At 32.7% G+C, this 15,836-nt stretch carries 11 protein-coding genes; 4 read left to right on the top strand and 7 right to left on the bottom strand.

Annotated features, from left to right (window positions below; genetic code table 11):
• The first annotated feature begins 222 nt into the window (after nucleotides 1–222).
• A complete protein-coding gene (locus tag MW871_RS13770) occupies nucleotides 223–663 on the top strand; it encodes a peptidoglycan-binding protein LysM (RefSeq protein WP_248429048.1) in 441 nt (146 codons plus the stop codon).
• A 184-nt stretch (nucleotides 664–847) separates the two neighbouring features.
• Here MW871_RS13770 and MW871_RS13765 read toward each other — a convergent pair whose 3' ends face one another.
• Nucleotides 848–1,465: a YciE/YciF ferroxidase family protein gene (locus MW871_RS13765; protein ID WP_248429047.1), complete on the bottom strand. Its 618-nt coding sequence runs from the start codon at nucleotides 1,463–1,465 to the stop codon at nucleotides 848–850.
• 487 nt (nucleotides 1,466–1,952) lie between these two features.
• On the opposite strand from MW871_RS13765, the gene MW871_RS13760 reads away from it, so the two are divergent.
• Nucleotides 1,953–2,279 carry a Ku protein gene (locus tag MW871_RS13760; protein ID WP_427854655.1) on the top strand — a complete coding sequence of 109 codons (327 nt, stop codon included), beginning with the start codon at nucleotides 1,953–1,955 and terminating at the stop codon, nucleotides 2,277–2,279.
• A gap of 106 nt (nucleotides 2,280–2,385) precedes the next feature.
• Here MW871_RS13760 and MW871_RS13755 read toward each other — a convergent pair whose 3' ends face one another.
• Complete coding sequence (locus tag MW871_RS13755) at nucleotides 2,386–3,765, bottom strand: exonuclease domain-containing protein (RefSeq protein WP_248429046.1); 1,380 nt, start codon at nucleotides 3,763–3,765, stop codon at nucleotides 2,386–2,388.
• 64 nt (nucleotides 3,766–3,829) lie between these two features.
• A complete protein-coding gene (locus MW871_RS13750; RefSeq protein ID WP_248429045.1) occupies nucleotides 3,830–4,606 on the bottom strand; it encodes an XRE family transcriptional regulator in 777 nt (258 codons plus the stop codon).
• A gap of 84 nt (nucleotides 4,607–4,690) precedes the next feature.
• On the opposite strand from MW871_RS13750, the gene dinB reads away from it, so the two are divergent.
• Both dinB and MW871_RS13740 read left to right on the top strand, forming a co-directional pair.
• Nucleotides 4,691–5,872 carry a DNA polymerase IV gene (gene dinB / locus MW871_RS13745; protein WP_248429044.1) on the top strand — a complete coding sequence of 394 codons (1,182 nt, stop codon included), beginning with the start codon at nucleotides 4,691–4,693 and terminating at the stop codon, nucleotides 5,870–5,872.
• Between the two features lie 3 nt (nucleotides 5,873–5,875).
• A complete protein-coding gene (locus tag MW871_RS13740; protein WP_248429043.1) occupies nucleotides 5,876–8,920 on the top strand; it encodes a DNA polymerase III subunit alpha in 3,045 nt (1,014 codons plus the stop codon).
• A 464-nt stretch (nucleotides 8,921–9,384) separates the two neighbouring features.
• Here MW871_RS13740 and MW871_RS13735 read toward each other — a convergent pair whose 3' ends face one another.
• The 4 genes from MW871_RS13735 to MW871_RS13720 form a co-directional block, all read right to left on the bottom strand.
• Nucleotides 9,385–11,106, bottom strand: a complete 1,722-nt coding sequence (locus MW871_RS13735) for an FAD/NAD(P)-binding protein (protein ID WP_248429042.1) — start codon at nucleotides 11,104–11,106, stop codon at nucleotides 9,385–9,387.
• A 94-nt stretch (nucleotides 11,107–11,200) separates the two neighbouring features.
• Nucleotides 11,201–12,709: a DEAD/DEAH box helicase gene (locus MW871_RS13730; protein ID WP_248429041.1), complete on the bottom strand. Its 1,509-nt coding sequence runs from the start codon at nucleotides 12,707–12,709 to the stop codon at nucleotides 11,201–11,203.
• Nucleotides 12,710–13,065: 356 nt separating this feature from the next.
• Entirely contained in the window at nucleotides 13,066–14,460 is a 1,395-nt protein-coding gene (locus MW871_RS13725) for a di-heme oxidoreductase family protein (RefSeq protein ID WP_248429040.1), read from the bottom strand.
• A gap of 60 nt (nucleotides 14,461–14,520) precedes the next feature.
• Nucleotides 14,521–15,714 carry an imelysin family protein gene (locus tag MW871_RS13720; protein ID WP_248429039.1) on the bottom strand — a complete coding sequence of 398 codons (1,194 nt, stop codon included), beginning with the start codon at nucleotides 15,712–15,714 and terminating at the stop codon, nucleotides 14,521–14,523.
• Between the last annotated feature and the right edge of the window lie 122 nt (nucleotides 15,715–15,836).

The following is a 15,836-nucleotide window of genomic DNA, read 5'->3' as shown; positions in this document are numbered from 1 at the left end:
ATAAAATTGTTCCATTTAAAACCAATGAATTTTTAATAAACTTGTTTAAAAACTGAAGATAAGTTGAGAATAAATTAAAATTTATTCGAATGAAAAAATCATGTTATGATTAAACTACATGCATTTACATGTTTCACTACAAAGCGATTTTAAACCTAACGTAGATTTGCAGTGTTCAAAAGGAACAAAAAACAAAACACAAGAAATCAAACATTTAGAATCATGAAAAAACAAATCGTTATCACTGCACTAGTTCTTGGAGCATTCGTCTTTGGAACTTCAGACACACAAGCTCAAGCTACTTCAAATGCGGCAAGCACAAGAGTTAATTTAATATTATCTGACGTTATTTCAATTGATGCTGGTTCTGTAGCTAGTAATGGAATTGTAGATTCCAAATATTTTACATCAGCTGACTATAACACAGCAAAAAATGTAACAGTAGCAAATAGCTTGATTGTAACTTCATCTAAAATTTTCGATGTAAAAGTAAAATCTGGAGGTACTAATTTTTCAGAAGGTACAAATAAAATTCCTGTAAACGTATCGAAAATACAAGCGGTAATTGAAATGAGTATGGTAGGAATTTTAAATACTATCACTTTATCTACAACTGATCAAAAATTAATAACTAATGCGACCTCAGGGTTCAAAAATCACTGAGTATTGATTATTCTATCTCAGCTCTTAAAGCAAAAACCGTACTTCTTGGTAAGCCTGCAGGAACATATAAGCAGACCGTAACATATACTGCGACTGCTCTACAAATCCAAGAAAAAGTACTTTAGTAAGAAGGCCCTCAACCATTATGGTTGAGGGCCTTCTTAATTTTAAATCCCGTTATACTTTACTCTTCTTCGCCTTCCTCAGCTGCGTCAAAATTAATTGTATTGTATGCTGCTTCTGTTAGCGTAACATCAGCTTCTTTTTCTTCAGCAAGTGTAACACTTAACAATTCAGCTGCTTCATCTTCTCCTAAAGTTTTAGCGAATGCTACTAAAGTACCATAAGTTGCAATTTCATAATGCTCAATTTTTTGAGAGGCAGCGATTATACCTGCATCACGTATAGCACCTATTTCTGTTTCCTCCATTATGCTTGCTCCCTCTTTAATTAAACCGTCCATAGCATCACATTTTTTTGCAACTGCTTTTTCTCCAATGATTTTAAAAACTTGTTCTAAACGGTCTACTTGAGTATTTGTTACATCTAAGTGATCTTCAATTGCTGCAATTAAATTTTCATTTGTTGCATTTTTCTGCATTTTTGGTAAAGCTTTAGTCAACGCTTTTTCTGCCCAGTAAATATCCTTTAGAGAATCAAGAAATAATTCGCGTAGTCCATCTGCGGCAGATGATTTTGCTTTTACTTTTCCAGCTGTAGATTTTTTATCAGTATCCGTTTTTTTCTCACCTGTACTTTTTGTGGCTGTTTTACTTTTAGTATCTTTTTCAGTAGTTTTCATAATATAATGTGTTTAATTTGATTGCTTTACAAATTTAAAAATATTTTAATATTTGAATGTTATATAATTCCTAGCTTATTTTTCAGAATTTTTTTAATTAACTTTCGTTTATAATTCTATAAAATTTACAGCTATAGATATAAATTTTATTTTGCAATAATTTTTAACTTTGATTATCACCAATAATTAATTTGAAGTATGGATTTGTTGAAGAAACGTATAGAATATAAAGTAGGCCAGAAGGTTAAATTACAGCTTAGAGATCAGGTAATGGAAATAATAGGATTTGAACCTGAATTTATTGAAAATGTAATAACGCAATGGGAAAATGAAGATGGCTCGATTGCTACTGGTAAGTTTATGGAATTAGAATTAGAACCTGTTAAATAATAGTTATTTCACTTTAATGGACTATAAATATCATCCCTATTATGAATCTGTGGATAAATCCACAATTAAATAAATTTAATAATTTAAATAGAATATCATGAGAGCAATTTGGACAGGAGCAATTAGTTTCGGACTTATAAATATCCCCATCAAAATTTATTCAGCTATTGAAACAAGTACTTTAGATCTAGACATGCTTGACAAAAAAGATCATTCTAATATTAAATTTAAGCGTGTTAATGAAGCTACAGGCAAAGAAGTTGCCTATGAAGACATAGTGAAGGGATTTAAAATTGAAGAAAAATATATAGTTTTAGATGACGAAGATTTTGAAGCTGCAGATGCAATTAAAAGTAAAACTATAGATATTTTAAGTTTTACTAATGAGCATATTGCTGGAGAATTTGATTTACTTCTATGTTAATTTATTAAATGGCAGTATTTTATACATTATTCCAAATTTACAACTTCGCGTAAAAAGCAGCCTTACATAATTACATCATTAATTTCAGTTGAGAATTATAAAATTATCACCTATTTAAATCTTCTAAAAGTCTTACTCTACTAGGAGCTTTTTCTGCAAAAGCGTTAATTACTTGAACGAAATACTGATTTGATGCATATCTAGTAATATGTTCTTTTACTTCTGATATTTCTGTAATTACTATGTCAGATGCAATATATCCCATTCCATAAAAGTGTCCTTTATCAACCCATATACAGCTTTTTTCATCTGGAGTTCTTCCTTTATCAAATATTGCAAAGCTTGGTAAACTACTTTTGAAAAAATCTAAGGCAGCGTCTATTTTATCATTATGGCTATTTAAATCTGGAAGGTCCTCTTTCAAATTATCTAATAAATCTGCTTCTTGAGAGTTACCTCCATAAATACAAAACCTATGATCTATTTCAAATTTTGTCCCTAACTCGCGTAATTTATTGTTTCCATCATATAATGAACTGAATGTTTCAATACACTTTTGATTTTTTGTAATTTTTCCAATGGCTAAATACTGATATCCACTTCTTGCTTCATAATTAAAAAGTCCAAATTTTGGTTCATACTTTTTTAAAGCCTTATTATATTTAGGCCATAGTTTCTTAATTTCAGAACCTTCTAACAATAGTGCCATTAATTCTGTAGCACAAATTTCAAAAGAAATAGAATAAGTATCTTTTAAAAAATTCTGTCTTTGAGGCGTAATTTTATGACCTGTAAAGTGTGATGCAACTCTCTTTTTTAAATTGATTGCTTTACCAACATAAATCACTTTACTGTGTTCATCGTGAAAATAGTAGACACCTGGTTTCTCCGGTAAGTTCTCAAAATCTTGAGGAGGAAGATTTGGCGGTAAGCGCTGATCTTGAGCAGTATTCTTTATCATCTTGCTTAATTCCGCGTCAGCATCCCATTCCAATAATCTTGAGAATAAAATTGCAGTAGCATCTGCATCACCTCCAGCGCGGTGTCTATTTTCTAAGACTATATCTAAGGATGTGCATAATCTACCTAAACTATATGAAGGCAGGCCTGGTCTTATTTTTCTGGTTGCACGAACAGTGCACAGTTTTCTTGCGGTCCACTTTAATCCTGCTTCACCTAATTCATGACGAACAAATGAATAATCAAAATTTACATTGTGAGCGACAAATACTCTGTTATTAAGCATTTCAAAAACCTGATCAGATATCAAGTCAAATGTTGGTGCATTCTCCACCATTTCATTTGTAATTCCTGTTAAGGCAAATATCGCCGGCGGAATATTCTTCTGCGGATTTACAAGTGTTTCCCAACGGTCAATTACTTTTTCACCATCGTGGATTACAATTGCGATTTCCGTGATCTTACTATAACTAGCATTACCACCTGTAGTTTCAATATCTACTATTGCGTATTCTTGTTTTTTCATTTAATTATTAAGATGTAATAATTTCTCTTTCGCAAGGACGCTATTACTTTGATTATTAATACTATTAATTGGTTAACGCTATTTTATTTTTTAAATCACCTATTTCATTCTTTAACTCGATAAACATATTTTTTATGCTAGTGCTTTCTAATGCTTCGGATTGTTTATCACTTCGACCAATATTGCATTGATATTCCCAAATTTCTAAAATATCAGAGGCTCTTACTTCATATGCAGGATAGAAAAAATTGTCCGACGAAACGGTCAAAGAATTTTCTATTTTCTTATTTAATCTTTTATAAACCATTCCCTCAGATCTTGTAATTATAATATAAGTTTTGCCACTTAGCACTTCACCTAATTGCTCCAGATATCTTCCAACTATTATATCTCCATCTTGATGTGGTGGCATCGAATCTCCTTCAACTGGAAATCCTCTATATTTTCCATTTCCTAAAAAAGGTAAATAGATCTGTTGCAATTGCTCGATATATTCAGGATCTCCATAACCACTTAAATATCCTGCTTTAACTTTTTGTGTTACAACTTCGATACGATTTTCGCCAAAACTATCTACTTGAATTGGCAAAATAATGCGATTATTATCTAATTTAAGAAGGGTATCTAAATCCACTGTTCTAACATCCACAAACAATAAAAGATCCAAACTAACTTGATAAAATCGAGCTATTTTTTTTAAAATTTCATAGGGTGGCTCCGAAGTTCCGTCCTCGTACTTTACATAGCGACCTCTAGTGATATCAAGGCCTTCAGCTACTTTCTCCTGAGATAATTTATGCTTTGCTCGCAAAGCTCTGATATTGTCTGAAAATAAGGACATAATAATTATGTTATAATTTATAACAACAAATATACTAAAAAATGTTATTATATGTACTAATTTTGAAATTTCAAATTAAATAAAATGAGACGCTCAATTGTACATATGGATTTAGATACTTTTTTTGTATCGTGCGAAAGGTTGAATAATTCTCAGCTGGAAGGAATCCCTCTAATTATTGGTGGAGGAGATCGTGGAGTTGTATCTTCTTGCTCTTATGAAGCAAGACGTTTTGGAGTGCGTTCTGCTATGCCTACAGCAATGGCTTTAAAACTTTGTCCGCAAGCCAAGGTCATTAAAGGAGACATGGAACGTTATTCTCAACTTTCCCATTTGGTTACAGAAGTAATTCAAGAAAAAGCACCAATAGTTGAAAAAGCAAGTATCGATGAGTTCTATCTCGATATAACAGGAATGGATCGTTTTCATGGTTGTTACCAATGGACAAATGACCTAGCACAGCGGGTATTGAAAGAAACTGGATTACCGATAAGCTTTGCTCTATCTATTAATAAAACAGTTTCTAAAATAGGAACTGGAGAGGGAAAACCAAAAGGACACTTAGATATTCCTGAAGACCAAGTAAGAAACTTTCTGAATCCCTTATCAATCCAAAAAATACCTATGGTTGGTGATGTTACTTTTCAACTTTTATCACGAATTGGGATTAGAACTATAAAGACTCTTTCTGAAATGCCTGCAGAAGTGTTGCAAAGAATGATTGGCAAAAATGGAGTAGAGATTTGGAAAAAAGCTAACGGAATTGACAATAATCCCGTGGAGCCTTATACGGAACGTAAAGCAATTTCAAGCGAGCATACATTTACGCAAGACACTATTGATATTGTGCACTTAAAATCAATTCTTTCAGGAATGGTTGAAAAACTAGCATTTCAATTGCGCTCAGAAGAATGGCTTACTTCAACTATTGTTGTCAAGATTCGCTATTCTAATTTTGATACAGAAACCAGACAATGCAAAATCGCTTATACATCAGCAGACCATTTACTTACTAAAAAAGTATTAGGACTTTTTGATCTTTTATATCAGCGGAGAATGCGCTTGCGATTAGTTGGAATCCGTTTTAGCGGTTTAGTTCGTGGAACGTATCAAATAGATCTTTTTGAAGATACAGAGGAAATGCTTTCACTCTATGCTGCTATGGATAAAATGAAAAGTCGCTATGGTTATGACTCTGTGATGCGTTGTGCAGGAGCATCTTTGAAGCCTAATTCTAAAGACATTATTTTAAAGCGTAAATCATAAATTATGTATATCAATTGCCATTCTTATCATTCATTGCGCTATGGAACAATTCCTCTCGATGACTTAATCGAGAAGGCGGTTGCTTGTGGGCTAACTGCAATGGCACTTACTGACATTAATACCGTTACTGGAATCTATGATTTCATTACTGCTTGTAAAAATGTAAACATAAAGCCGATAGTAGGCATTGAATTTAGATCAAATAGTGAATTTAGATATATTGGTTTAGCTCAAAATGCAAGTGGATTAGCAGAAATGAACCGCTTTTTAACCCATCACAACTTTAAAGATATTGCTCTCCCTGTAGAAGCTCCTACTTTTGAAGCTGTACTAATTATTTATGCTTTTGAAAGTGCACCCGCATTTTTAAAAACAAATGAATATATTGGAATCAGACCTGAAGAGGTGGGCAAACTATTTGGATACAAAGGGAACTTTGACAAATTAGTAATTCTTCAGCCAGTTACTTTTAGAACCAAAAAAGAATACAAGCTCCATAAAATATTACGTGCCATCGATAACAATATTCTGTTATCAAAATTAGAACCATCTGATATTGCGACTACTTCAGAAGTGATGGTGTCGCAAGAACGCTTAATTGCAGCGTATAAAGAGTACCCTCAAATACTTTCTAATACTAATGCTGTAATTGAGTCCTGCGATTTTCAATTCGATTTTGACACGCCAAAGAATAAAAAATATTACACCAATTCAAGAGAAAGTGATATTGCATTGTTAACCACTTTAGCGCATCAAGGTATGAACTGGCGTTATGGAAAAGAAAATCCTGCCGCTTTAGCTCGAGTAGAAAAAGAGTTAAAAGTTATTAATGAATTAAATTTTAGCGGTTACTTTTTAATCACTTGGGACATTATTCGATACAGTAACAGTAGAGGGTTTCTACATATTGGTCGAGGAAGTGGAGCTAATTCTATCATTGCCTATTGCTTAGGGATTACAGATATCTGTCCTATCGAACTAGACTTATATTTTGAGCGTTTTCTAAATGAAAATAGGAAAAGTCCTCCCGATTTTGATATTGACTGGAGCTGGCAGGAAAGGGATATAATATTAGAATATATCTTTAATCGCTACGGCTATGAGAATGTAGCTTTCTGCGGAACTAATGTGGAATTTAAATACCGCTCTATTTTTAGAGAAGTGGGAAAAGTTTTTGGTTTACCAAAAGACGAATTAGATCATCTTGCCAAGAATCCAATGCGTTTGCAGCAGAATAATAGTGTGGTAAAGGAAGTGCAGGAATATGGAATGTTATTAGAAAAATATCCTAACCAGCGCAGTATGCATTCGTGCGGAATCTTAATTTCTGAAGATCCCATCACCACTTACACGCCATTAGAAATGCCACCAAAGGGATTTCCAATTGTGTTATTTGATATGCACGTTGCCGAATCTATCGGTTTTGAAAAATTTGATATTTTAAGTCAAAGAGGAATTGGTCATATTGATGATACGGTGAAACTAGTTGCTAAAAATAGAGGGATACGCATCAATATAAGAGATACTAAAATTTCAAAAAATGAACTTAAAGCCAATTCCTTTTTATCACAAGGAAAAACAATAGGTTGCTTTTATATTGAAAGTCCTGCTATGCGTGGTTTACTTCGTCGTTTAAAGTGTGACAATTATAAAATATTAGTGGCTGCTTCTTCTATCATTCGTCCTGGAGTAGCTAAGTCTGGAATGATGAAAGAATATATTTTTAGACACAATCATCCTGACCAGTTTGAATATTTCCACAAAGTTTTTGAAGAGCAGCTTGGAGAAACTTATGGAATTATGGTTTATCAGGAAGATGTAATTAAGATTGCTTTGCATTATGGCGGATTACCTGCAGCTGATGGCGATATTTTAAGAAGAGCTATGAGCGGAAAAGGACGATCCTTAACAGCTTTACAAAAAGTAAAAGATCACTTTTTTGAAAGCTGTGCTAAACAAGGTCATGCAGACGCGCTTAGTCAAGAGATTTACAGGCAAATAGAGTCTTTTGCAGGATACTCCTTTTGTAAGGCGCATTCGGCATCTTATGCAGTTGAAAGTTATCAAAGTCTATATTTAAAAGTATATTATCCTATTGAATTTATGGTTGCTGTGATAAACAATCAAGGAGGGTTCTATAGAACGGAAGTTTATGTTCATGAAGCAAGAATGGCTGGAGCAACTATCCACAATCCATGTGTAAATAAAAGTGAGTTCACCACAACGCTTTATGGTGATTCGATTTATTTGGGATTTATGCATTTACAAGGTCTTCCCGAAAAATTAGCGAATGCTATTTTAAAGGAACGCGAACTTCATGGAGACTATGTTTCTATGGAGGATTTTTGCAACAGAGTAAAAATAGGTTTAGAAAGTTTGAAGCTTTTAATATTTATTGGTGCTTTTCGTGAAACTGGAAAAACTAAAAACCAACTACTAATTTTAGCGAGCTTGCTATTTAATTCATCTGTAACTGACAATCAAATGTTATTGCTGCAAGAATCAGTAAAGGAATATAAATTACCAACTCTAGAACGCTCTCGTTTTGAAGATGCTTTTGACGAAATTGACCTTTTAGACTTCCCCACTTCATTTACCGTTTTTGATTTATTGCAAAGTCCTTTTCGCGGTGATGTAATGGCTAAAGATTTAATCCTGCATCATAAAAAGCAAGTTCGCATGTTAGCATACCTAATTTCTAGAAAACAAGTTCCTACGGTAAGGGGAACCATGTACTTTGGAACTTGGATTGATCATGAAGGTAATTACTTTGATACAACGCACTTTCCGGATAACTTAATTCAGTTTCCTTTTCAAGGTGGAGGCTGTTATTTACTATTAGGAATAGTCGAAGTAGACTATCATTTCCCTACAGTTACGATTTTAAAAATGGCTAAAATGCCTTTTGTCCCTGATCCAAGATATTCTGATGCCAAAGATCATCAGTATATCACTCAGGAAAATATCAAAGAAGATGTGAGTAGAACTAGCAGAGATCCCTATCCAAGAGCTCATGAAATTAATTTACCAAGGAATAAGATGGTATGATATAATCAGTGTAGTAAAATTATAAACCGTTACTTAAGCTTCGATACTTTATAAATTTATAATTTTAAATTATTACACTAACTTATAAAAATTGATTTTTGGCAATTGATTCTAAACAGATAAAGAACAACTATAAATTTTGTAAATAGAATTTTAACTACCTCGAATTCTCTTAAATTGACGTGTATGTTAAGAAACTTTATTTTATTTATCAGTTACTGAAGGTTAAAATGTTGATAAATAAACTCAATGACTACATTTTTTTGTTAACCTGGTTTTCTTTTAATTATATTTAATAATAATTTAAACTTCATTCATGGTAAAATTTACACTTTAAATTGTGCAACTAAGTTGTCAATTAATCAATACTATATTTAATTTTGTTGAAAAATATTAACATATAAAATTAATTTTTATAATTTTTTTTAAACTTATCAAAATTTTGAAATTCAAAATTTTAGACATTATACCTCTGCAAAAATACTTTGGACAATACGTAAGGAAGCTGCTTCACAAAAATCTAATCCAGAATAATCTGGATTAAAACCACTAATATAAGGCACCGCCATTATATAAACGTTTTTAATATATGCGCCATATTGGTCTATAATTTGATAATTATCATTGATTGCAATTCCTGAAGCACGTAAGTAGTAATTATGATTGCTATCCTCTGTGACGATACAACTTGCTGCATCTAATGTGCTTTTCGCAATTTCTGTAGATTTAAATCTAAAAGTTGCAGGGGTTATAATTTTTCGATCCCGCATACTTTTAAATGGGAAATCTTCATAAGATAAGTGCGGCTGACCTATGCAATCAATAAAAGTCTCATAGTAAAAAATATTTTCTTTATCATGGTCACCATAAAGCTTATATTTAATTCCTCCTTCAATAACCGGTTCCACAACACTATCTTCACCTACGGAAACAATTTGCAAAATACCCGCTTGATGCAAAGCTAGAAGCTCACTACACGATTCTTGAGGCACAAAAGCTATCACAAGTGATATTAAAGGCATAAGTACCTTTTGTAGGCGCTGTATGTCTTCCGCAGAAAGATACTTTGCAGGGTGATTCATAGCAAAGCTTAGAACCGCTAACATTTCTTTCCAGTAAATACTTTCATGTCTCTTAATAGACTTTTCAGCCTGAACATATTCTGCTTTAAGGAGCAGAAATGGTTCAATTCTTTCCCTTAAATCCATCATTTTATCTACAAATTCTTCAATAGATAAATCTTTGATGCTTTTATAAAATTCATAATCTTTTTCAATAAAAGCATCTTTAAAGTTTTTTTGAAATAGGAAATCTAATGAGAGAAATCCATCATTCTTTTTCCTGTGTAATAGAATTTCTTCCTCTGTTAGTATAGAGTCACTATTTAAATGCGAATCCTCTAGATGAAATCGAACTGCTGGTAATAAACCATTTCGCGAATGCATTATAATTTTAAATTCGGGACTGTTCTCATCAGAACGAAACTCTAAAACATCGTTATCATTTTTATAAAAACAACCATTACTCCTAGCAAGGGTACGAATTGCATCAATAGCCGTAAGTGAAGAACCTCTAATTGCTACACTATGATTAAACTGTTTAGCCAATTTGGAGGGTGGATATGGAGCATCATAATAGCCTTTAATTTTTCCTTCATAACGAATGGGCCAATTATGTCCAGTGCAAATAATTACATCATCAAATTGACTTATACTATCACTAGTTTTAATGCAAATCTCTTTACTCCTTTTATCATAATCAATATCTGTTACTGTAGTTCCATAATGAACTTGCGTATAGATAGACTTTGAAACAGCCGATTGCTGCAATAATTCAAATTGGGCAGTTAAATAATGACCAAAAAACAAACGCGGTAAAACCTTGTATTCACTAAAATTATCTGGGCAAATTTTAAACTTTTCCAATAAATTTTTAGGTGCCGTATGTATCCACTCAGAAATTGACGTAACTATTTTTGGGATTTCATTATCAGACACGTTTGTTACATGCTCGATATTTGCTCCTAACGGACTGTAAGGCATACCTGACCCTAAATTGTTATTTTTTTCAAAGATTTCAACTTCAAAATGATTAAATCCTGATTCGATTAATCTTTTATACATAAATAATGCACTTGGACCACCTCCAACTATCGCAATTTTTCTCTTTAATTTTATAAATTCCATTTATTATTATTGAGTTTTAATTAAGTTTTTTAAATTCTTGTTTACTGTACCTAAACACAGTAACAGAAACTCACACTATTCATATTTAAACATTTTATAATGTATTTACTCTAGAATACAATTTTATAATCAAACCTTTAAGGCGATTTTGATAATCTTCAATTAGCCATTCCTTATAATTCTTGCTCGCGTTGTCAAGACATTTTACGTATTGCTTCACGCGCCATTCTATTTCAGGAAGTAATTCTACTGCTAAAGCTATAGCTTGAGACAATGTTTCTGAATTATCTAAGCACATCTTTGTATGTTGTCTAATAGATTGTTGAATGACTGTTTTTGGTTTTCTATCGTTATCAATCGCTTCCTGGTAATTCTCTTCTATATCATAAGCCATTTCTAATGTATTAGGAAAAAGCGCTCGCATTTCTGCTGTAATGGCATTTGATTGTGCAGCTGAAGCAGAACTTGCTTGATAATTTAATTTTTTAGCAAAAGCATCTGGATGATTAAAAATGTAATTCCAATCTAAAGGAGCTTCCCATGGTCCAAATCGCTGAATATTGTTTCCTAAATCAGTAATTCCAAATGATTTCTTTGAAGATAGTCTTCTTGCTCCTCGTCCTATCATTTGATGATATAAAGTAATCGATGTCGTGGCTCTATTTAATATTACATGCTTAATTGACGGTTCATCAAAACCGGTTGTAAGAATAGATACCGAAGTAAGAACGGCATCTTTCGTGGTTCTAAACCATTTCAAGATTTCCTTACGTTCCTCATCAGAAGTTTTATTGTCTAAGTGTCTTATTGGTATTCCAGCTGCTTTGAAATTTTCTTCTACCTGTTGCGAAACTGCAATTCCATTATTAAAGATTAAGGTCTTCTTACCTAAAGCGTTTTCTTTATAGCTATTCAGTAACAATTCCTGCATTGGAGCAGAACTATACAATTGATTTGAGGAACTAACTGTGAAATCTCCATGGATTCCAGTTTTTAAAGAATTCAATTCTACTTCATAAATAAATGACTTGGGCTTAGAAAGGAAACCTTTATCAATTAAATTTCCAATGCTTTCTCCAGTAATAAGCTTACTGTAATATCGATTCATAGGTTTTGAAATATCAGAGCTGAAAGGTGTTGCTGTTACTCCAATTACAAACGCATTTTTAAAGCTCTTAGTTAATTTTCTAAATGAATTATGATGCGCTTCATCAATAATGACAAGTCCTACCTCCTTAGTCTTAATTTTCTTTGCTTTAATTCTATTACGCAATGTTTCAACCATCGCTACATAACAGTTGGAACGATTTATAAAAGTATTACTCTTACTATTTATAATTCGATTGTGAACTGTAAGCTTTCTTAAAATAGTTGAAGTTTGTCTAGAAAGTTCCTTCCTGTGCGTTATTATCATTACTTTTTGACCATATTGCTCAATAAATTGTCTGGCTATTTCAGAAAAAACCATAGTTTTTCCACCACCAGTTGGCAACTGGTATAAAAGCTTGCTTTTTACTTCACTTTTTATTGTGTCAAAAATTGTTGCTATATCTCTTTGCTGATAATCATAAAATGATGTTGCAGCTTGCGGTGTAGTTTCCATCTTTTAAAGTCTATTTAAACACTACTTTTATTAAGGATATTATGAAACTTTAGAAATATTTTTAAATGAATTAATTGATTTCTAAACAAGTAAAATACCTGTTTTCAGTAATGTGATTTTTTAATTTTTATGACAATAAAAGTAATACTACAACCTGTTATCAAATTTACATAATTGTTGTACTACAATTACATAATTGATCTAATGAAAGTACGTTAAAAGGACATATTTTAAATTAGTTTTAAGTGACATTAGAATGTTATAAAAATATTCAGTCTTTCCTTTCAAAATTATAAAAATTGTAATTAGATAATACATTTTATAAAAAAAGGCAGTCATTAATAACAGCCAAGTTATTACAGCGAATTTATAAATGCAAGTAAATCTTTTCGATTCTGTGCTGAAAGTTTTTTATAGCCGTCTTTACTTTTCTGCGCTTCACCTCCATGCCATAAAATAGCTTCTTCAATATTTCTGGCACGACCATCATGTAGTAAATTGGTATGTTTATTTACCGTTTGAATTAATCCTATACCCCATAGAGGCTGTGTTCGCCATTCGTTACCTGAAGCTTTAAAATCCTTTGCATTATCAGCTAAACCGGGACCCATATCATGCAATAACAAGTCGGTGTATGGACGTATAGTTTGATTTCTTAATGACACTATAGGGTGTGTATTTCCAGTTTTCATTTTTGGTATATGGCAAGAAGCGCATTGTAAAGTTTCAAAAGTTTTTTTACCAGCTAATACATTTTGATCTTTATGGTTTCTTCGTGCAGGAACTGCAAGTGTACTTGAATAAACGGCTACTCTATCTAAATTTATGTTTGTTATTTCTGGAGTTCCACCATTTGGGATTTCGTCGCAATTTACGCCTGGTGGACAGTTTTCATTGGGAAATAAATAGGACGTAATACCCATATCTCCAGAAAATGCTGCAGCAACTTGTTGTCGAACGTTTGGCTGATTTGATTTCCATCCAAAGCGTCCTATTTTGGTAGACTTTGTAAGTATATCATAAACATAATTTGGCCTTCCTGAAATTTCATTTTTATTATTGTCAATAGCAAAAGCCAAAATAGTGCTTTCGTCGATCGCTTCTAGCAGTCCTAAGCCAGTCATTTGTGGCGCTATCCTAGGTGAAATTTTTGTAGAAGTTCCCAGACTTCCGTACCCTAAATCTCTAATGTGGTAACTAGGTTTTTGTAACTCAACCGTTGTTCCGTCGTCAAATTTCTCTATAATTGTTTGATATGAAACTGTATAGGAACCTTTAATAGAATGTCCTAAAATAGCACTATCATGCAACTGCCCGCCATAAATAGGATCTACATAATCACTTCCATCAGGATAATTACCTTCCGTAGTTAAACGCAATAATAGTCCGCGAGATTTTTCACCATCAAATGCTGGTGGTCTACCTCTTCCGTCTTTAAAGTGGCAATTAGCACAGGAAACTGAATTAAAAAAAGGTCCTAATCCATCTCTAGCTGTTGTTGAAGCAGGTGCGGATACCCAACTTTGTCTAAAAAAAGAGTTGCCCACCCCAAAATCTATCTGTTCACTATTTGTCAAATTAGTACCTGCAAAACCAAAGGCTTCTTCTGAAGTATTAAAAGCAGTAAAATCACCGCCAGAATATTGTTCTTTCTCATCTACTTGCAGATCAACATAAATTTCGTCGGTATTACTGCATCCCAGTACCGTTGTAAGAGAAAGTGTAAGGAAAATTTTTAGAATCTTTTTCATAGTAAATGCAAAAAAGTGCTCTATTTGAAGAGCACTTGATAGTTATATATTATTATATAATTAGCCATTAACAATTAATCCAATTTTAGCTGCTCCAGCAAGTAAATTTTTTCCAAAAACTTTAATCGCAGAAGAACCTGCTGTAACTTTTTTTCCTTCATTTGATGCTGTCCCACCTGAGATTGCTAGATCAAAAGGAGTTTGCATTGCTGCAACTTTTGCTAGTGCGTCTTTTATTGAAGCAGCGGTGTCTGTAAAACTAGTTTCATTCACTTGTTTAACTAGATCTTCTAAGGACGCTCCATCTATAGTGCCGTATTTTCCTTGATAGACATTAATAACTCCCTGTAAATTTAAAGCGATGTCTCTATGCGTATTATCACTAAAACAAGAGTGTTCGTCTTCTTGATCTGCATTTTCTAATGCAACATCCATACGTTCAACTGGCAATTCTGCTAACGCTAGAGTAGTGATCCCTAAATACATGTTTTTTAAGGCTGTATCTTCTGCCAAGGCTAAAAATTCTTTTCTATAATCGCCTCCAACTTTCCATTGATTTACTAAGTAGTCTAAATTATCAGTTAAAACATCGGCACAAGCATTTAAATAATCTGCTCTTCTTTTTTGATTTCTTGCAGTTCCAGCCGCAGATTGCAGATAATCAGTATAAGGTCTTAGTCCTGCTTTTTTCTCAGATGGGTCTGTCAAATCTTGTCCCCACAATAAAAATTCAATAGCGTGATAACCTACGGCTATATTCTTTTCGCCTGACTCCGTTTTACTAATTGTCAGCAGCACAGTTTTGTTAATTATAGGATAAAGTAGAGTTTGATTAATGATTCCATCTTGTGTCGATGTTCCATTATTATCAACATAATCAATAAAGTTTTCATCTAATGGCCATGAGTTAATTAATGCTTCTGGACCATTATCTCCGGTGTCAATTGGTCCATTTGCAAAACGGTAAGCTTCAGTCGTACCATAACTTTCTCTTGAGACCTTCCATGCATTTTTTGCAGCTACAAAATTAGCCTCTGAAGGCGTGGTTGTAAAAGTTGTTACTGCTTTTTCTAAAAGTACGGCATCATCATAAGCTTGCTTGTAATTAGCATATGCTATCGTGGCATAATTTTCAATTACTTGCTTCTTTGTTACTTTCTGTTCAACTTCCGTAGACTTATCATCACTAGTACAAGATGCAACTGTCACACCAATTGTAAAGATAAAAACTGCTTTTAAAAATGCCTTATTCATATTATTGTTATTTAGATTAATTAAAAAGAAGGGCAAATATAAAAATATTTATTTAATAAATATTTCTTAGTTCGAAGAAATTTAAGATTTAACATTTGTCTAATTATCAGAATTTGCTACCA

This window comes from Flavobacterium pygoscelis (genome assembly GCF_023162025.1).
GTDB lineage: Bacteria > Bacteroidota > Bacteroidia > Flavobacteriales > Flavobacteriaceae > Flavobacterium > Flavobacterium pygoscelis.
Note: the sequence above shows the minus strand (reverse complement) of the source record. Positions and strands in the feature narration are given on the sequence as shown.

Excerpts from the sequence above, each read along its gene's own strand:
- dinB (WP_248429044.1), top strand. The coding sequence starts at position 4,691 with ATGAGACGCTCAATTGTACATATGGATTTAGATACTTTTTTTGTATCG.
- MW871_RS13755 (WP_248429046.1), bottom strand. The coding sequence starts at position 3,765 with ATGAAAAAACAAGAATACGCAATAGTAGATATTGAAACTACAGGTGGT.
- MW871_RS13770 (WP_248429048.1), top strand. The coding sequence starts at position 223 with ATGAAAAAACAAATCGTTATCACTGCACTAGTTCTTGGAGCATTCGTC.
- MW871_RS13765 (WP_248429047.1), bottom strand. The coding sequence starts at position 1,465 with ATGAAAACTACTGAAAAAGATACTAAAAGTAAAACAGCCACAAAAAGT.
- MW871_RS13750 (WP_248429045.1), bottom strand. The coding sequence starts at position 4,606 with ATGTCCTTATTTTCAGACAATATCAGAGCTTTGCGAGCAAAGCATAAA.
- MW871_RS13730 (WP_248429041.1), bottom strand. The coding sequence starts at position 12,709 with ATGGAAACTACACCGCAAGCTGCAACATCATTTTATGATTATCAGCAA.
- MW871_RS13735 (WP_248429042.1), bottom strand. The coding sequence starts at position 11,106 with ATGGAATTTATAAAATTAAAGAGAAAAATTGCGATAGTTGGAGGTGGT.
- MW871_RS13760 (WP_427854655.1), top strand. The coding sequence starts at position 1,953 with ATGAGAGCAATTTGGACAGGAGCAATTAGTTTCGGACTTATAAATATC.
- MW871_RS13740 (WP_248429043.1), top strand. The coding sequence starts at position 5,876 with ATGTATATCAATTGCCATTCTTATCATTCATTGCGCTATGGAACAATT.
- MW871_RS13720 (WP_248429039.1), bottom strand. The coding sequence starts at position 15,714 with ATGAATAAGGCATTTTTAAAAGCAGTTTTTATCTTTACAATTGGTGTG.
- MW871_RS13725 (WP_248429040.1), bottom strand. The coding sequence starts at position 14,460 with ATGAAAAAGATTCTAAAAATTTTCCTTACACTTTCTCTTACAACGGTA.